The sequence below is a fragment of the Cellvibrio mixtus subsp. mixtus J3-8 genome (assembly GCF_000766945.1).
GTDB classification, from domain to species: domain Bacteria; phylum Pseudomonadota; class Gammaproteobacteria; order Pseudomonadales; family Cellvibrionaceae; genus Cellvibrio; species Cellvibrio mixtus_A.
On the sequence record NZ_KN266212.1, the window covers coordinates 80,454 to 99,313 of the forward strand.

General features: G+C 45.2%; 17 protein-coding genes. 10 read left to right on the forward strand and 7 right to left on the reverse strand.

Features of this window, described 5'->3' with window-relative positions; genetic code table 11:
• Nucleotides 1-118 precede the first annotated feature (118 nt).
• Entirely contained in the window at nucleotides 119-697 is a 579-nt protein-coding gene (gene smrA / locus A596_RS17650; RefSeq protein ID WP_039917273.1) for a DNA endonuclease SmrA, read from the forward strand.
• Here the strand turns inward: smrA and A596_RS17655 are convergent.
• Entirely contained in the window at nucleotides 694-1,980 is a 1,287-nt protein-coding gene (locus tag A596_RS17655) for a S41 family peptidase (RefSeq protein WP_039917275.1), read from the reverse strand. The two genes, smrA and A596_RS17655, sit on opposite strands and share 4 nt — an antisense overlap.
• Nucleotides 1,981-2,042: 62 nt before the next feature.
• Nucleotides 2,043-3,125, reverse strand: a complete 1,083-nt coding sequence (locus tag A596_RS17660; RefSeq protein WP_039917277.1) for a helix-turn-helix domain-containing protein — start codon at nucleotides 3,123-3,125, stop codon at nucleotides 2,043-2,045.
• Between the two features lie 280 nt (nucleotides 3,126-3,405).
• On the opposite strand from A596_RS17660, the gene A596_RS17665 reads away from it, so the two are divergent.
• The 9 genes from A596_RS17665 to A596_RS17705 all read left to right on the forward strand — a co-directional run bounded on the left by A596_RS17665 (nucleotide 3,406) and on the right by A596_RS17705 (nucleotide 16,276).
• Nucleotides 3,406-4,035, forward strand: a complete 630-nt coding sequence (locus A596_RS17665) for a YjfI family protein (RefSeq protein ID WP_039917278.1) — start codon at nucleotides 3,406-3,408, stop codon at nucleotides 4,033-4,035.
• A gap of 97 nt (nucleotides 4,036-4,132) precedes the next feature.
• Complete coding sequence (locus tag A596_RS17670) at nucleotides 4,133-4,831, forward strand: PspA/IM30 family protein (protein WP_039917279.1); 699 nt, start codon at nucleotides 4,133-4,135, stop codon at nucleotides 4,829-4,831.
• Nucleotides 4,832-4,971: 140 nt separating this feature from the next.
• Nucleotides 4,972-5,634, forward strand: coding sequence for an OB-fold-containig protein (locus A596_RS17675; protein ID WP_039917281.1), 663 nt, complete (start codon nucleotides 4,972-4,974; stop codon nucleotides 5,632-5,634).
• 36 nt (nucleotides 5,635-5,670) lie between these two features.
• Nucleotides 5,671-7,662 (forward strand): flotillin family protein, encoded by a 1,992-nt coding sequence (locus A596_RS17680; RefSeq protein ID WP_052417645.1) that lies wholly within the window; start codon nucleotides 5,671-5,673, stop codon nucleotides 7,660-7,662.
• 353 nt (nucleotides 7,663-8,015) lie between these two features.
• Nucleotides 8,016-13,328: a DNA repair ATPase gene (locus tag A596_RS17685; protein WP_052417646.1), complete on the forward strand. Its 5,313-nt coding sequence runs from the start codon at nucleotides 8,016-8,018 to the stop codon at nucleotides 13,326-13,328.
• 3 nt (nucleotides 13,329-13,331) lie between these two features.
• On the forward strand, nucleotides 13,332-13,883 hold the full coding sequence (locus A596_RS17690; protein ID WP_039917282.1) for a rhomboid family intramembrane serine protease: 552 nt from the start codon (nucleotides 13,332-13,334) through the stop codon (nucleotides 13,881-13,883).
• Nucleotides 13,884-14,024: 141 nt separating this feature from the next.
• Complete coding sequence (locus A596_RS17695; RefSeq protein WP_039917284.1) at nucleotides 14,025-14,711, forward strand: phospholipase D-like domain-containing protein; 687 nt, start codon at nucleotides 14,025-14,027, stop codon at nucleotides 14,709-14,711.
• Between the two features lie 44 nt (nucleotides 14,712-14,755).
• Nucleotides 14,756-15,295, forward strand: a complete 540-nt coding sequence (locus A596_RS17700) for a TFIIB-type zinc ribbon-containing protein (RefSeq protein WP_052417647.1) — start codon at nucleotides 14,756-14,758, stop codon at nucleotides 15,293-15,295.
• Between the two features lie 60 nt (nucleotides 15,296-15,355).
• Nucleotides 15,356-16,276: an alpha/beta hydrolase gene (locus tag A596_RS17705; RefSeq protein ID WP_039917286.1), complete on the forward strand. Its 921-nt coding sequence runs from the start codon at nucleotides 15,356-15,358 to the stop codon at nucleotides 16,274-16,276.
• Nucleotides 16,277-16,314: 38 nt separating this feature from the next.
• Here A596_RS17705 and A596_RS17710 read toward each other — a convergent pair whose 3' ends face one another.
• From A596_RS17710 to A596_RS17730, 5 genes are read right to left on the reverse strand one after another with little or no spacing between them, the layout of a single operon-like run.
• Nucleotides 16,315-16,629 carry a hypothetical protein gene (locus A596_RS17710; protein WP_039917287.1) on the reverse strand — a complete coding sequence of 105 codons (315 nt, stop codon included), beginning with the start codon at nucleotides 16,627-16,629 and terminating at the stop codon, nucleotides 16,315-16,317.
• A 22-nt stretch (nucleotides 16,630-16,651) separates the two neighbouring features.
• Nucleotides 16,652-17,065: a DUF6524 family protein gene (locus tag A596_RS17715; protein WP_039917288.1), complete on the reverse strand. Its 414-nt coding sequence runs from the start codon at nucleotides 17,063-17,065 to the stop codon at nucleotides 16,652-16,654.
• A 41-nt stretch (nucleotides 17,066-17,106) separates the two neighbouring features.
• On the reverse strand, nucleotides 17,107-17,553 hold the full coding sequence (locus A596_RS17720) for a GNAT family N-acetyltransferase (protein WP_039917289.1): 447 nt from the start codon (nucleotides 17,551-17,553) through the stop codon (nucleotides 17,107-17,109).
• Nucleotides 17,554-17,555: 2 nt separating this feature from the next.
• Entirely contained in the window at nucleotides 17,556-17,858 is a 303-nt protein-coding gene (locus A596_RS17725; RefSeq protein WP_039917291.1) for a DUF2288 domain-containing protein, read from the reverse strand.
• 51 nt (nucleotides 17,859-17,909) lie between these two features.
• On the reverse strand, nucleotides 17,910-18,803 hold the full coding sequence (locus A596_RS17730; RefSeq protein WP_039917297.1) for a hydroxymethylglutaryl-CoA lyase: 894 nt from the start codon (nucleotides 18,801-18,803) through the stop codon (nucleotides 17,910-17,912).
• Nucleotides 18,804-18,860: the final 57 nt, after the last annotated feature.

Here is an 18,860-nt window from a genome sequence, read left to right on the forward strand (position 1 = left end):
TTAGATTACAAGTGTAATCCGGCTTGTGCAAGCTTTTTGTTACGAAAGGGGAATTGATTTACAATTTGCCTCCGGCTTGCCAAAAGCCACCGATCCATTTCTGCAAGGCGCTCTTGTCATGTCCAAGAATTCCGAATCCGATTTGTTTTTCCAGCAAATGAAGGATGTAAAACCTATCAAAGTGGAAGAAAAAGTGGTCCTGGCATCACCACAATTGGATAAAACCAACTCATTGACCCGCCGCAAGGCTGCTACTGCCGAGCTGGCAAAAGACAAAAATTTCCTGTCCGGCGAATACATTGAGCCGGTTGATCCATTGGCGGTGATTGAATTCAAGCGCGATGGTGTGCAAAACGGGGTTTATCGCAACCTGCGATTGGGTAAATACCAAATCGATGCGCGCCTGGATTTGCACCATATGACTATCGATCAGGCGCGCAACGCGGTATTCCAGTTCATCAAAGATTGCATGAATCATGATATCCGCTGCGCGCTGATCACCCACGGTAAAGGTGAGGGGCGCAATTTACCGGCACAGCTCAAAAGTTGTATCGCGCACTGGTTGCCCCAATTCCCTGAAATCCTCGCATTTCATTCCGCCCAAAAGCAGCATGGCTGGGTTGGTGCGACCTATGTATTGTTGCGCAAAAGCGATAAGAAAAAACTGGAAACCTGGGAGATACACAACAAGCGTTAGCCCTTGTTGCGTTTGCGAATATCTTCCAATACCCATTCGAGCTGGTTGTCCTTGCCTTGTCTGAACAATTCCCAATCGGGCGCAAGCAAAATATCCGGTTGCACACCGGGCGTTGATGTCTCCTGAAATTTATACAAGCGCTTGGAATACATCACGTTCCAGCCAGAGTTTGGTAATTTGAAATTGCCGGCATCTTGATAGCCTACCGGGTTCGCACCGGTTGGTTCGCCCACTAACGTTGCATTTAATAATTGACGATACTGCACTGCGTTGCTCATCGCTGCCGAAAAAGTTTTTCGGCTTGTTAGTACATAAAGCCCGTCGCGCCAATTCAGATTGTCGACCATGATTAATGCCCAGGCGAGTTGTAATCCCACAAAAAAATCTCCGCCGCCGTTGTTGCGCAAATCGATAATCACTTCTTTGGTATTTTTCGCGCGCAACAACGCAATCAAATCTTCCGAAAAATCCTGCATTGCCGCAAAGTCTGAATAATGGTGGAAATCCAGGTAGGCTATTTGGTTGTCATTGCCAAGATATAAATCCAGGCCTTCAATGGAGATTTTGCTGTGTGTAAACTGCGTTAGCGCTGGCTTCATAAGAAAATCCATATCCTGATTATTAAATTGCCGACTGGAAAAGCTCTTCAGTTTGATACTGAATTCGTCTCCATTTGATAATTTAAAGGTGAAGCTGGCCTGTTGCAGGTTTGGGCTGATTTTTAAACCATGCAAAATTTCCGCTACGATGATTGTCTCTGTAAAACGCTGTTGCGCCGAGTAAATATTTTCAACGCCTTGAAGGATTGGTGAGGTTAATTCATGCAGCCGCTCGATGGTCGCCCCCTCAATCGCAACGAGTTTTGCCCCCAGCAACTGTTTGTGTTGCCGGACAATACCAATCACGCGTAACTCCTTGTCAAACAAGCGTAGCTCCAGGGGGTAGCGATGGTATTCAGTTCCCTGGTAAGCAAATTGGGTATGGCCGTCGCCCACTCGTTGTATCAAGCGCATTAGCTCGATAGCCAGGCTTGTTTCGGTGAGCGAGGTTAATTGTTGTTTTATCCGCGTTAATTCGCGCTTGAAAAATCCCGCGTTAATCGTGTGATACAAATTGATATGGCGGCGCGCCAGCGCTTGCTGCAAAAAATCAATGTCAGCACGCCATTGCTCAACTTGCTTGTTGCTCAGCAGTCGGGTTTTATCGGGTTGTGTTATGGAAAAAGTAAAACCGGTTATTGAGCTACAAATAATAACCAGTAGCGTGATCGGGATAAGTTTCATGGTGCGCTCCTGATAATTGGATGCACCATTGTTGGAATTCTAGTGCGGGTTTTCGTCCCGAATCATGATTCTGCACTTTGAAGCGCGTTTTGCTCTGCAATTTTCTTGCAGAATTGACTTGGCGTCATACCGGTTTGCTTTTTAAATGCGGAATTAAATGTGGATTTTGAGCCGAACCCAACCGCATAGGCCACATCCAGTAAGTTGCCAGATTGATTGGTTGCAAACTCAATAGCTGCTGCATCAACCCTGAGCTGATTGATATATTCGGAAAAATTTTTCTGTGAGCCCTGGTTAATAATCCAGGATAGGGTTTTTTCCTGGATGCCGGTCTCGGTCGAAAGATCGCGCAAGCTAAGCCTGGATTGCCGATAAAGCTGGCGATCCCGGATAATCTTGTCCACTTCCTGAAATAATGAATGCGCTTCTGTATCGGTAGTGGTTTTTTCCGGTTGTGGGGTTTTGTTCAGGTATTCAAATTCACTGAATTGATTAAATAGCTGTGGTTGCCGTACCACCATAATAATCAGGTAACTGATAAGCCCGGTATAAATACTGATATTGATGAAGTACCAGCGCTGTAGCCACTCCGGTGCAAGAAATGGCTGCAGGTTCAGCCGCACCAGATCCTGCAGCATCATAACCAACAGCATGGCGATAATGCCGGTCATCCAGTGGATTGAAATATCCGGCGCGTTGGAACTCGTTTGTTTTACCACTCTGTGGTAACGCTGGATCAAATTGATAGCAAACGATAAATAAATGATCTGGCTGATACTGCCCAACGCAATAACAATTTGCAGCCACTGGGTAAATGGCAGGGTCAGGAGTATGGGCGATAAATGCAGGGCCAATTGGCGAACACTCGGTGCCTTGTTATAAACCAATTGATTGCAAAACCAATAGAACACCGGGCCAAAACCCAGCAATAGTGCCGGCGTAACCATGTGCAAATTGCGTGAAATACCCGTTTCTTCCAGCAAATTGAAAGTCATCAATAGCGCTACCAGTGATAACAGGATTCGCACACTGCTGATGCGCTCGTTACCACTGACAAGCAGCAATCCAAGCAGGCACACAGCAAGATAAACGATATGGACCAGGTTGACTGGCAGTAACGTAACCGGGGAAATCAGGGTATCCATCAACAGGTTGTTCCTTAGGTTGTTCCTTGTTGTTTGCTTGTTTGCAGGGCGAGGAATCATAAATCATCTTTCCCCGGTTTTCTGAATATAGTGTGTCGCTTAGATTATTTTCTGATTGATATTGCCAAAGAGCCCATCTTTTGATTATCAAAAGGTGGGTTTCATCTTTTGGCGCTTTGATAAGTGGCTGTTTAGCGGACTTTTTTTTCCGGTTACCCGTATTGCCTTCTGTTACATGTAATATTTGATTTATTACATGTAATGTTTTAATGTTCCTTTCATGCAGAAAAAATCATCAGCTCATTACCAGCGCGAATACCGCAACCGGCTGCGGGAACAAGGGTTCGTGAAAAAAGAGGTGTGGATTCTCCCGGAGAATGCGCGCCGCCTTTCTCTTTATGAGATGGAGTTGCGGGTGTCTGCCAAACAGGTTGTTTCCCGTGGGTTTATGCCAGTGAAAGGAGAAAGTCGAATGACCGATGTTGTTAACCGTTGGACCACCCCAAGCCTCTACGATGCACTGGGCAAATCGGAATTGTTTGCCGGTGAGCGGGCGGAGATCGAATTAATTGATGGTGTGGCGCCGGCGCTACATATCACTATGTATGAATATGGCGATTTGCCGTTGTTCGTCACCGTATCGGGCGAGCAAATAGTGGTTGAAGCAACCTTGTGGTCATTGTCAGAAGTGACTGACCCGGCCTTGTTTAATGAAACGGTATTGCGCACCCATAAATATTTTCCATTGTCGACGATTAGCCTGGACAAAATCGATGGCGATGATTGTTACCACATGTTCGGTGCGCTGAGTTCTGCGTCCAGTTTGCAAGATATTGTATTTGAAATTGAAATTCTGGCTTCTAACGTCATCCAGGCAACCGAGGCTTATGCGGATTTTCTCTTGAAATAAAAAACTCTTGAAATAAAAAATTCCTGAAATAAAAAGCTATTGAAATAATGGATTTTAATTAACAAGTTCCTAGCGGATATTATCGAGGTAAATACGTATGAATATCTGGTCGAAAATGATTACTGCCTTGCGCGGTGGCGTGAATGAAGCAGGTGAGGCGATAGTAGATAGTCAGGCGTTGCGTATTCTGGATCAGGAAGTTCGCGATGCGGGTGAAGAATTAAAACGCTCCAAAGACAGCCTTGCGGAAATTATGGCGCGTCAAAAGCTGGCCGAAGAAAAATGCAAACAATTGCAAAAGAATATCGACGAGCATGAAGGCTACGCGGCAAAGGCATTGGAAAAAGGTGATGAAAAACTCGCGCTGGAAGTCGCAGAGCGCATTGCAGAATTTGAAAATAGCCTTACTTCGGAAAAAGAAGCTGCGGAAGGTTTTGCGCAAAGCGTCGCAAAATTGCGCGCGGCGATTGACCAGGCAGAAAAAAATATCAAGCGTCTGAAGCAGCAAGTGGATACGGTAAAGGCCACTGAAAATGTGCAGCGCGCACAAGCTGCCGTTGCTGAGCGCCACAGTGGCTCGGATTCAAAAATGCGCACGGCAATGGAATCGCTGGAGCGCATCAAGGAGCGCCAGGCGTTAAAAGATGCGCAATTTAAAGCTGCCGATGAAATGGCAAAAACCAGTGGCGATGATTCACTCAAGGCAAAGTTGGAAGCTGCTGGAATAACGACCAGTGGAAAATCAGCGGAAGATGTGTTGGCGCGAATCAAAAATAAATCCACAAACCAAAATTAATCGCGTGCAGTAAAAATTTAATATTAAGGACGATGAAGAATGGAATCACGAGAAGCGAGCTTGCCAGTAGTTTTATGCCATGGCAAATCTATTCGGAATGTGTTTAAAAACCATCTGTATAGTTTTCTGGAATATTCAGTATGAATGATTTTTTACTCACCATTGTCAGTTTTCCTACGGTGATCTTCACCTTTGTATTGGGTGTGGCCACGCTCTATTGGGTGTGCGCAGCTATCGGTTTATTCGACATCGAAATATTGGATGTAGATTTACCGGATGGGCACCTGCATGCCCATGCCGAACACAGCTTTGCCGAAACCTTTGCCGGCATTCTGTTGCGCTTGGGGCTCAACGGGGTTCCGGTCACAATCATTATTACCCTCATCGCATTGATCGGTTGGTTTATCAGTTACTACCTTAGTTATTTCGAATCGTGGTTGTTCGGTTATGGCTGGCTCAGGTTTGTTATCGGTATTCCGGTGTTCATATTTTCGTTGTATGTAGCTGTGCTTATCACTGCGCAATTAATAAAACCATTGCGTAGGCTTTTTGCAAAAGCCGATCAATATGTAGAAAAGAAAATTCTTGGTCAAACAGCAATAGTGCGTTCATCAAAAGTCGATGCGCATTCCGGTGAGGCTAGTTTTGATGATGGCGGTGCAGGTTTAATTGTAAAGGTTCGCGCAATTGGCGAGCAGCAATTTGTACGTGGTGAGCGTGTGGTGTTGTTGGAGTATCGCGCGGGGCAGCATGTGTATAACGTAATTTCTGAAGCGGAATTTCTGGGTAAGCCCAGCGAATAATTGTTAACTATTAAAGGGTAAAAAGGAGTACTAAAAATGTTTGATCCTGCTATGTTCGCACCAGTCGCAACCGGCGTGTTTTTTGTATTTTTAGCTTTGATGGGCTTGGCGGGTATTTTCAAAGCATTTTATAACAAGGTAGCGCAGGGAACTGCCTTGATCGTGAATGATACGACATCTACACCTAAAGTACATTTTACCGGTGCCCTGGTGTGGCCCATCATCCACAAAAAAGAATTGATGAATATTTCGCTGATTACGCTGGAAGTGGACCGCCGTGGTCGCGATGGATTGATCTGTAAAGACAATTTGCGCGCAGATATTACTGTTGCATTCTATTTGCGTGTAAACGAAACACCGCAAGACGTATTGCGTGTGGCCAAGGCCATTGGCGCGGAGCGCGCCTCCGATCGCGAAGCCGTGGAGTTGTTATTTGCGGCGAAATTCTCTGAAGCCTTGAAGACTGTTGGTAAACAAATTGAATTTATCCAATTGTTTGAAAACCGTTTGGAGTTCCGTGAAAAAATCATCCAGGTAATTGGTGATGACTTGAATGGTTATGTATTGGAAGATGTAGCAATCGATTACATTGAACAAACTCCAAAGGCATCGCTTGATCCGAATAATATCCTGGATGCAGAAGGGATCAAAAAAATTACCGAGTTAACTGCTGCGCAAAATGTACGTACCAATATCCTTGAGCGCGATGAAGAATTGGCAATCAAGAAAAAGAATGTAGAAACCACAGAAGCCATGCTCGCCCTTGAGCGCCAGCAGGCGGATGCTGAAGCGCGCCAGAAACGCGAGATTGCCTCCATTCAAGCGCGCGAAGAAGCGGAAACCAAAAAAGTCCAGGAAGAAGAACGTCGCAAGTATGAGCAAACGGCGATTCAGGTTGCACAGGATCTGTCGGTACAAACTGAAAACCAGAAACGTGAAATTGAAGTGGCTGAGCAAAATCGTTTGCGTGCAGTAGCGATTGAACAGGAAAAAGTCACCCGGGCCCGTGATCTGGAAGTAGTTGCGCGTAAACGTGAAGTGGAATTGCAAACCATTGAAGCAGAAAAAGCGATTGAATTGCAGAAGAAAGAAATCGCTAACGTTATTCGCGAACGTGTAGTAGTGGATAAAACGGTTGCAATTGAAGAAGAACGTATTAAGGAAGTGCGCGAAGTTTCTGATGCGGACCGTAAGAAACAAGTACAAGTGCTGGCTGCAGAAGCAGCAGCGGAAGAAGAAAAAGTGAAGCAGGTGAAAGCAGCGGAAGCAGAAGAACTTTCCGCAAAGCACAAAGCCAGCGAAATTATGACAATGGCACAGGCCAAATTGGAAGCCTCTGCAAAAGAAGCGGAGGCGATGAAAAAACTGGCCGAGGGGATTCAAGCCGAGCGTGCAGCTCCCGGCTTGGCCGATGCGAAAGTGCAGGAAGCCAAAGCAACGGCGTTGGAAAAAGAAGGTGTGGCTGAGGCCAGCGTTATTCGTGCGAAAGGCACTGCAAATGCAGAAGCCGGCAAAGCAGAAGCTGAAGTGATTAGTGCGAAAGGCCATGCAGAAGCCGATGTTATTGCTACCAAAGGCACTTCTGAGGCCACAGCGAAAAAAGAAGTGGGCCTGGCGGGCGCTGAAGTTACACGCGAACAATTTAAAGCAGAGGCGGACGGCTTGACTGAGAAGTTCGAGGCGATGAATGCGATGAGCGAAAGCGCGCGTTCACATGAGGAGTTCCGTATGGGATTGGAAACTTCGCTGAAGGAAACCTTGGCAAGCATTGCAGCGGGCAAAGAAATTGCGAAAGAAAATGCAGAGATTCTTGCGATCGCGTTGCAGAAAGCGCATATCGATATTGTCGGAGGTGAGGCACAATTTTTTGATAATTTCGCCAAGTCCTTATCGATTGGTAAAGCGATTGACGGACTGGCTGGAAAGAGTGGTGTGATTCAGGCGGTGCTGGACCGTTTCGTTAATAAGGGTGCTGTTGCGGCTCCGGTAGCGAAAGAAAAGGCGGAAGACGTTGAGGTGGTGGGTTGATTTTTTTCATTGTTGAAAAGATCGAATAAGGTTTTGTTGCTCGTAAGCATGTTTAACGTTGAGGTTTGGTTTCAATACTGTCAATTTGCAATTACAGGGATGTGCTTGCCTTATCTCTTTAGGGGCAACGCAATAATGAATGCAGTGATGCAATTGATCGTGCTCCATGAAGGCGCTGTGTAATGGTGAGTAGCAAGCAAAATATATTTTGCGCTAGTGAAATACCTGTATTCTTTCAGGCAAGCCTTATGTAGCGAATATTGATAAATATTTGAAACCAGATTTCCAGCGATAAACAGTTTGCAGTAAGAAACTTTATTTACGTTGACTGCTTAGTTTAAAAGGAATCCATCATGGCGCAGCAAAACGATGCCGCCCAGGCTGCTGACAATATTGTAGATAAAGCCGTTGCCGAAGGCGGAGCTTATGAAATTATTCGCAAGCGTTTGCTGGATCAAGGTCAGCAGCTTACCCAAAAAGTACGTGAACTGAATAATGCACGCCTCGCCGAGTTTGGCAGTTCTGCCATGGTCGCAACAGCGCGTGTGCGTGTGCGCACGGAAAATAATTGCATTTCTCGCGATATAGTGCAGGTTGGCGATTATCTGCTATTTGGATATAACGTCTTTATTGGTTTAAAAAAAGAAACCAAAGTTGAAGATGTATTTTCGCTCTTTATTAAAAAAGATACTGACGCCGGTGTTGAGCTGGAACAAGTCGGCTTTGCGGATACTTTTTTAGCGGAACAAAGCTTTGTTAACGACTTTGATGAATTGTATCGTTATTACAAAGATACGCGCATCGTTGAGTTGACGATCAATAACGGAAAGTTGCTTGCCGGTTTCCAGATTGGTGAGCGGCTGGATGATATTCGCGTATTCCGCTGGTCAATTTCTCCCGACGGCAAAACTGTAAAGTACATTGATAATCGTGGTGAACGCGATATTCAATTGCCTCCGGCTTTTGATTTCGAATGGGTTCCCGCTACCCGCGAAAATGCTGTACATGGGCGCCACCCGCATTTAAATATCCTCGACAAGGTATTTGTTGAAACGGTTGGTGGTGACCTCACCATTAAAATCGAAAATAATACTGAAGACGGCTTGGGTATTTATCGCGAAACGGTTGAAGATAAAACCCAGTCACTGGATGACGCCAGCGTATTTTATGCAGCAGTTGGTAATTTGGTATTGTTAAAAATCCGCCCTTATCGCGAGGAGCAATTTCGCTACCTGATTTTCAATTCACTGACACAAAGTGTATTGCGGATCGATAAAATCGGACAAAGCTGCGTACAGTTACCGGAAAGCCACGGTATTATTTTTCCCGGCGGCTATTATCTAAATACTGGCGAATATAAAACCTTTGAGGAAGATAATAGTACGTTTCGCTTCAAGCGCATGATCCGTTCGCCCAACGGCGAAGATGTGCTCTACGTATTTTATGAACCGGCGGTCGGCTTGGTTTCGCTACTGGCATACAACATTATTGAAAAGAAATTGCAAAATCCCATTTATGGCAGCGGTTATGCGCTTGCTGATAATGGCGAAATAGTTATTTTCTCTGCTGAAGCTGAACCTACCCGGGTACATCCCATGCAAATATGGGAAACACCTTACGTCAGTACAGAATTTGCGAGCAAAGTGCCGGCACGGCAAAATTTTTATGGCCGCGTTGGCAACAATGAATTAGTGCGCGGCATTTCAGATTTTTACAGTATTGGTCGCATTATTGGCAACCAATCGGTTTCTGTGCGCCTCTATGAAGAATTAAGCCTTGCTGCTAAAAAGGTATTCGATAGTTATTATTGGCTCAGTGAAAACGAAACCAGTTCAATTGCGTCTGTGTTAAAAGAAATTTCCGCAACGGCGGAATTGGTTATCGACGAGTTTGAAAAGGTAGAATCTATCCGTCAGCAATCTGCCAAAGCCATGCAGGATGCAGAGCGTGAGCAAGAAACTATTTTACAATCGCTACGTCCGGAAAATTGGAGCACGGCTGAGGATTATGTGGATGCATTAAGCCGTGTACGTAAACAGCGCGGCCACCTGGCAACAATTAAAGATTACCGTTATATCGACCAGGCGCGTATTGCGCAGCTGGATCAGCAGTTGCTTGATGCAAACACCACATTAAGTGAGCAAACAGTTGTTTATCTGTCGGATGAAAAATCCCTCACACCTTATCTCACCAAACTGGATGAGTTAAATCAGCAAGTGGAGAAGGCAGAAACAAACGCAGCGATTACCCCCATTATTGAAGTGATTGAAAAAACCGCTTCGGGTCTGGATTTGTTGTCGGAGTTGATGGGCACACTTAAGGTAGACGACGCTACAGTGCGTACGCGCATTGTAGACGCAATTTCCGAAGTCTATGCCAGGCTCAACCAAAGTAGGGCTAACGCAAAATACAAGCAAAGGAATTTTGGTTCTGCTGAAGCCGTTGCGCAATTTGGTGCGCAATTTAAATTATTCTCCCAAAGTATTGCCCATGCTTTGGGGTTGGCAACTACGCCGGAAAAATGCGACGAACAACTTTCAAAATCACTCGTGCGTCTGGAAGAATTGGAAGGACAGTTCAGTGAGTTTGATCAATTCCTTACGGATATTATGGCGAAACGTGAGGAAATTTATGAAAGTTTCCAGGAGCATAAGCAGCGCTTATTAGATGAGCGCCAGAAAAAAGCACAAAGCATTACCGATGCCGCCGCCCGTATCCTCGCCAGTATCGAAAAACGTTCGCTGGGGATCAGCAGCCAGGAAGATTTAAATACATATTTCGCATCGGATGCCCTGGTCCTGAAAATTAATGATTTGGTTGAGCAATTAAAAGCGCTTGATAATGCGGTAAAGGCAGATGATCTCGACGCGCGCTTTAAAGCCATTAAGGGCCAGGCATTGCGTGCATTGCGCGATAAAAGCGATATTTTTGAAGAGGGTGGCAATGTCATCAAGCTGGGCAAGCATAAGTTCAGTGTAAATACCCAGGAACTGGACCTGACGATTATTCCGCGCGAGGGTGAATTAAATTTCCATCTTGCCGGTACGGATTATTATGCCGCTGTTAATAACACCGAGTTGTTGGAGTTAAAAGATTATTGGTCTGTCAGCCTTGAATCTGAAACAGCAAACGTCTATCGCGCAGAGTATCTCGCCGCGTTAATCCTGGATGCAGCCGAAAATAATACCGACGGTTTATCTCATAACCAATTGCATGAAGCGTTGATTGATCCTGAAAAATTAATCCGTTTGGTGCGTGAATTCAGTGCGCCTCGTTATAAGGAAGGCTATCAAAAAGGTATCCATGATCAGGACGCCGCATTAATTCTTGCAGCGTTGGTACCGGCACTGGATGCCGCTGATTTATTAAAGTTTGATCCCCTTGCTCGCGGGCTTGCATTGGTATTTTGGTCAAACCTTAACGAGTTTTCGCTCGCATCCAAAACATTGGATAGCGCACTTTCTTTTGAGACATGGAAAGACCGCGCTATTTCAGCCAAACATATGCAGCGCCTGTTTGGGAGCGGTGATGCCCTCACAATTCTCGTTGCTGAAGTTGCAGAAACCCTTGCCGAATTTATTGAGCATCATCCAATTCCCGCAACTGCACTGGACGTGAAGCGTGCTGCTGAATATCTGATAGAAGAGCTGGCCCGTGAGCGCACGGAATTTATTACCAGCAAATATGCGCTGGAATTAGTGGAGGCATTAAAGCAGTCATTGGATGAGGCGAGCTGGCGTCATTACCTGGATGTGGCCGATAAAATGCAGGGGTGGCCAGCAGAGCGCTGGAGCCTTGCAGTTGCCTGGTTACAGGCACTGATTAAAGATAAAGGTTTGGTACATTTAAGCCATTACATTCCTGAAGCTGTCGCGCTATTAAAAACCGATCAGCATGTAGACCGCCGATTTACCGAAGTTGAATTGCAAGTGACCGTCACAGGTTTGATGGGAGAGCATCCGTTAATTCAGGATCGCAGCTTGTCGTTTTCAATCGACACATTTGTGCAACGGCTTGCGCAACATCGCTATGAAGTGGTGCCACAATATCAACGCTATTTGCAATTGCGCCAACAAATTGTTGAACAAGAGCGTTATAGCTTACGGCTCAATGAATTCAAAGCGAAACCGCTCAGCTCATTTGTGCGCAACCGTTTAATTAATGAATCCTATTTACCAATTATCGGCGATAACCTTGCAAAACAAATGGGCGCATTGGGAAATAACAAGCGTACGGATTTAATGGGTATGCTGATGATGATCTCGCCACCGGGTTACGGTAAAACCACATTGATGGAATATGTGGCGAATCGGTTGGGATTGATTTTTATGAAAATCAATTGCCCATCATTAGGCCATGACGTGCTATCGCTTGATCCTGAGCAAGCACCTAACGCCACCGCACGCCAGGAATTGGTAAAGGTAAACCTTGCATTGGAAATGGGCAATAACGTCATGCTTTACCTTGACGATATCCAGCACACTAATCCGGAATTCTTGCAGAAATTTATTTCGCTCTGTGATGGTACCCGTCGCATTGACGGTGTATGGCAAGGAAAAACCAAAACCTACGATATGCGCGGAAAAAAATTCTGCGTATGTATGGCGGGTAACCCTTACACCGAATCCGGAGAAGCGTTTAAAGTGCCGGACATGCTCGCCAACCGTGCCGACATTTATAACCTCGGCGACATCCTCGGAGGCATGGAGGAACAGTTTGCGTTGAGCTATATCGAAAACGCCTTGACCTCCAATGCAGTGCTATCACCGCTAGCACTGCGCGATATGCAGGATGTATATAAATTTATCGCCATGGCAAAAGGTGAGCAGGTTGCGACTACCGATTTAAGTCATGCTTATTCGGGGGCAGAGGTCAATGAAATTGTTGGTGTGTTGAAAAAATTATTTGAGATCCAGAAAGTAATTTTGAAAATAAACCAGCAGTACATTGCCTCTGCCGCACAGGACGATAAATTCCGCGTTGAACCTCCATTCAAACTGCAGGGTAGTTATCGCAATATGAACAAGATGACCGAGAAAGTATCGGCGGTCATGAATGATGCCGAGCTGATGCAAATGATTGCTGACCATTATTTGGGTGAAGCGCAAATGCTTACTACAGGTGCGGAAAGCAATTTACTCAAACTGGCAGAACTGCGCGGTAATATGACAGGCGAGCAAAAGGCGCGCTGGGAGCAGATCAAAAAAGATTTCCTGCGCAATAAAGCCATGGGCGGCGATTCAGCCGATACCGGCCAGAAATTGATAGTGCAATTGGCGGATGTAGCTGAAGGCGTGCAAAAAATTGCAACGTTGGCGGAGCATAAACCTGAAACCGCGACACCGGTTGTATCGCAAGATACAGCTGTTGCAGAGTTGGTAAGCCAGTCATTACAGCGGTTAGAAAAATTAGTGAAACCGGCAGCACCAACAGTAGAAGTTATTAATCAGCCCCTGCCAGGTTTGGATAAAGTGTTGAGCGTGCTTGCGCAAACCCTGGAAGGTGCCATTTTGCCATTAGTACGCAATATGGATAAAAAACTGGATATCGATTTGCGCAATCATGAAAAGATTGAACAAGTATCCCTGCAAATCAGAAACCTGCAACAAGAGCTTGCGACGACCAAAAACCCAACACAATCGCCACCGTTGCCCGAGGTGAAATAATCGATGCGGCGCTTATCTGCAAAGTTTCGCTGGCTATTTTTCTTTGCGGGAATAATGGTTGTTGCACAGGTATTTAATTGGGTATTCCAGGGATGGTTATTTCAGTTTGGTTTAATTCCGCGGCAGTTGGATTCATTACCGGGAATTTACATCGCACCGTTTTTACACAGCGACCTTGGGCATCTAATCAATAACCTGGTTGGTTTGTTTATCTTTAGCAGTTTGCTTTTTGTGCATTCTTTAAAGCGTTATTTGTGGAGCAGTTTTTTTATTATTACGTTAACCGGTGTGTTGGTGTGGTGTTTCGGGCGCAATGCGTTGCATATTGGTGCCAGTGGCTGGATCTTTGGCTTATGGAGCCTGACTATCGCGATTGCATGGTTTGATCGGCGTTTCCTGAACATATTGATCGCGTTGGTGGTGGCGTTCTTTTACGGTGGAATGTTATGGGGCGTGCTGCCAACAGATCCCCGTGTATCATTTGAATCGCATTTATTCGGAGCGATTGCAGGCGTGGTTTGTGCATTCTTCCAGACTGGACGGAATCGCCCATGAGGGAAAATGTGGTACCAGCGCGCCCCTTTTTGTTTTATATACTGTTGCAGCCATTCCGGTTGCTGTTATTGACTTATCTGGCAGTCAATTATTTTTAAAATAAATATATCAAAACCCCTTCAATGAAATAACGGAATTTTCATGCGACAACAAGAATTGGAAAACTGGTTGCAGGCCAGTTTGAGTGATTTTAAATTAAGTCAATCAGAAGCACTGGAGTTGCGCGATATCCTCCCGCGCCTGGCCAATGATGATATTGCTTACACGCGTAACAAAGCATTCGAGCTTGCGCGCGAGTTTGTTCACGTTGGCGGTGATAATGCCGTTGCGACCTTGTTATGGTTGGAAAAACTTAGCAAGGTGATCGACAATTTCCGTCAATCTGAAACTTCCTCCATCGCGGAAGCCCATTTCAGCCCGGGTGAGGATTGCCGTCGTCAGCTGCTTGATCTACTTATCAGTGCCCGACAATCAATAGACATTAGTGTATTCACCATTTCAGATGATCGCCTTGCCAATGCCATTTTAACGGCCTATCAACGTAAGGTTCATGTACGTTTGATTACTGACAACGATAAAGCACAAGATCAGGGTAGTGATATTTATTACCTGATTAACCACGGTTTGCCGGTGCGTATGGATTCCACTGAAAATCATATGCATCACAAGTTCGCCGTGATCGACAAGAAAATCCTCGTCAATGGTAGTTTCAACTGGACTCGTTCAGCCACGGATTACAACCAGGAAAATATCCTCGTTACTGACGAACCGAAACTGGTCAGTGCCTATCTGGAAGAATTTGAAAATTTATGGCAGGAATTTAAATAACCACTATTTTATCGACGTTATTAATAATCAAAAAGGAGCGAGTCATGCATTGCAGCACTTGTAAAAATATCCCATTGGAACCGCAAGAATTAGAGCCGGGATTGATCGTGGCGAGTTGTCCTTCTTGTAACGGTGTTTTGGTATCGTTAATGAATTATCGCTTTTGGGCTGATCGTTATACTACTGCCGGTATTACTGTGGAATCGGCGAATGATGATGAAGCTAATGAATCCGAGTCGGTTCATTCGTGTCCCAAATGCAGCCGCTTGATGGTGAAATATCAAATTGGCTCGCAAACGCAGCATAAGCTCGATTTATGCAGGGCGTGTGATGAGGCCTGGCTGGATAAAGGTGAATGGCAATTGCTCAAACGCCTGGATTTACAAGGTAAATTACCCAAGGTGTTTACTGACGCATGGCAACGAAATATCCGTAAGCAGCGCCAGGAAGCTGCATTGAATGAACGTTATGAAAAATTATTGGGTGAAGAATCATTCTTTCGCGTAAAGGAATTCAGGAATTGGCTGTTACAACAACCGAATAAGGACGCTATCAAACAATATTTAATTTCTCATCAGGAATAATTAACATTCACCAGGGGTTTTTATGACAGAGTCACGCGATTATCTGGAAATGAGGTTTCTATGTTGAAAAATGTCGGATTAAAGATAATTGGGTTAGAGAAATACGGATTTAATCAATATTGGTATTTTTGCGTTTTATTTTTGGGATTGGCTGCATCGGCATACGCGGAGCAGGGCACAAAGCAATTTGTGCTAGCGAATACAGAGATTGTCCCTATCCAATCCAAAATCACCGGGCGCAACCATGAATTGGTGATTGTGTTTCCTTCCAGTTATCAATCGCAACCGGAGAAGAAATATCCGGTTCTTTATTATCTGGATGCCTATTGGGATACGCCCTTGCTGGTTTCTACTTATGGAAACCTGATTTACGATAATGAAGTCCCCGAATTTATTATGGTGGGGTTGTCTTATCCGGCGACGGCGGATTACAGCAAGGAGCGGCGTTTGGATTATACCTTCACTGCGATTGATGAAGGCTCGGGAAAGGCGGAGCAATTTCTGTCTTTTATCCAAAAAGAAGTTGCGCCATTAGTGGAATCCAAATTCCGTGGAGCGACTTCTGATAGGGTTATAGCAGGAAATTCACTGGGTGGTTTATTCACCCTGACCGCGGCCTATAACGCGCCTGGTTTCTTTTCCGGATTTGTTGCGCTAAGCCCTGCTGTTGAGTGGGATAAACAGGCAATTTTCAAACTTGATGATGCCTATGCAAAGAAAAATAAAACATTAAATGGGCGGGTATTTATTTCTTACGGTACGCGTGAATATCCGGTGTTCCGCGATCCGATCATCAAATTTCAAAAAGTATTGGCAGAGCGCCGTTACCAGGGATTAGCCTTGCAAAATTATGTTATGCAGGACCTTGATCATGTGACAGTAAAAGGCGACGGTTTTGTGCGCGGTTTGATGTGGGTATGGAAGCCGAAAAAACCAGTGGGCCCCAGTGGATTGGAAAAAGCTTATACCGGAGAAAAATAGCGATGAAAAAATAAAGAGTTAAGCTTAAGCTTAACTCTTTATGAATTTGAATCTTCCGGGCTGTCAGAGAGTTTGCGCGGTTCCTGGTCTCCGTTGAGGTGGATTTGTAATTCCAGTGCAGCAACCCCTACATTAATTGAAGAGGTTAATGATAATAGTTGATCCGCAAGTGGCCGGCCTTTTAATTCTTCCAATGCAATTTCCAGGATCCTATACATTTGTGCCGTCGATGCCCTGACCGCTTTTTCGTTCAGGGAATCAACACTACTGGTAACCGAAGTCGTTACTGCACCTATAGCATCGTTGGTGATAATCAACGCTTGCGAGCCAAGGTCTTTCATTTTGTCCAGCATTATAAACCTCCGGTTACACTAATTACTTTTCTTCAATTTCATCCACATCTACTTGCCCGCTCATGCGGCGCGTGATGTGCGACCAACACATACCTACGGCGAGCAGTGCGGCCAGTAAAACTTCAATGACCCAGGCCATCGCAGAAATGTTGGAAACGCTTAAAAATCCCCAATACACAAATAACCAAACGAGGCTGGCAAATAACGCGGCCAATATAATAATGCCAATTACACCCAATGAATTCAGCGTGGCTTTAATATAAACACCCCAGCCAATCAATAAAATTAATCCGGCAATTACAACGTACGGCGTGATATGGTCAAATGTGTTATGGACCCAATGAAAATAAGAATAACCACTGGGGTTGTAGCTGAGCAGCACTAATAAGAGTGCAAACAAAAAACGCAGTGCGATACCTGATGCGGTAAGGTTCATCGTAAATTCCTTTGTTAATACTGAATATAAACTATAAAAAATTATTGGCCGAAATAGCGACGGTATTTGATAAAACCTATTTTTGCGTCCGGGTCGTAACCCATAGCGCTATAAAAATCACGTGCGTTGCGGTTTTCGCTGCTGGTTTGCAACATGATCTTGCTGCAGTTTTGTTGCACGCAAAGTTCTTCAATATAATCCATCATGCTTTTACCAATACCTTCACGATGGTATTCCGCACCGACAACGACGTTTTCTACGATTGCAAATGGTTGATTCTCAAACATAACATCCTGGCATAAGCAAACCAGGGCAGTCGCAATGACTTCGCCATCGTCATCGCATACCAGCAAATGTGTATGATCACTTGCTGCTACCGATGCAATGCGCTCCGGTAAAATGGAGGGTTTCGATAACGTATCCAGTCCGCTATACAAATTACTAAGCGCCTCAGCATCAGACGCCCGGGCGCGACGAATAGTTCGCATAATTAATTCACCTTTCCAGTAATCGGTTGTACCAATACCCACGGTTTGATGACCACTGCCCATACCAATGCATTGGCTTCATACCATTGCAATGCTTGTGAGTCTTTTACAGCATCTACCAAGCCTGCATCCATCCATTGCTTTAATTGGGTTGCATTGTCGGCGGCGATTTGTGCTGCTACATGGGTTAGGTCAAGGCTTGTATCTATCGCAATTGCATTGCCGCTGGCAAAAAAGCGTTGGAGTTCACGCCAGTGAATTTGCGCTGTCTCCTGGTTGAGTTGTTGTTCGAGTTCGTTGTTCAATTGGCTTCTCTCATGTTAAATCCTGCCACTTCCTTTATCACAGGGAGGAAATTAGCTCATTGCCCTTGCTACCCTGGAATTGGTAGGTTTGCCTAAAATAGTGCTGATGGTATTGCCAGCATAAATTAATTTTTCCAAATCCACGCCGTGTTCAATTCCCAAGCCATTTAATAAATACACCACATCTTCAGTGGCGACATTGCCCGTTGCGCCAACGGCATAAGGGCAGCCGCCCAGGCCTGCAACGGAAGAATCTACAACACTTATACCCAATTCGAGGGCTGCATAAATATTAGCGAGTGCTTGTCCATATGTGTCATGCATATGGACCGCGAATTTTTCGATAGGAATAGTGCGCGCGAGAATTTCAATTAATTGTTTGATTTGCCCGGCAGTGCCAACGCCTATGGTATCGCCGAGCGAAACTTCATAGCAGCCGAGTGCGAGCAAATCATTGGCGATACCGGCGACGGTTGCCGCATCGACATTGCCTTCATAGGGGCAACCGGCGATGCAGGAAATGTAACCGCGCACCGGAATGTTCTGTTGTTTTGCCGAAGTAATTAACGTCTCAAAGCGGGCAATACTTTCTTTAATCGAGCAATTAATATTTTTCTGGCTAAATGCTTCTGACGCAGCCGCAAAAATAGCAACTTCATTTGCCCCCGCCGCAATAGCGCGTTCATAGCCTTGCAGGTTGGGCGTGAGTGCTGCATAGGTCACACCGGGTTTACGCTGGATACCAGAAAATACCTCGCTGCTGTCGGCCATTTGCGGAACCCATTTTGGATTTACAAAACTGCCTGCCTCAATGTAATTCAAGCCAGCGTCGACCAGGTTTTCTATCAATGCGATTTTAGCGTAAGTGGGAATGGCTTGTTTTTCATTTTGTAAACCATCGCGCGGGCCGACTTCAACAATGCGGACTTGTCTGGGGAGGCTCATAATCAACTATTTAATGTGGTGAATGTGGAATGCGAGTGTAGCAGAAGGGGGACAGTG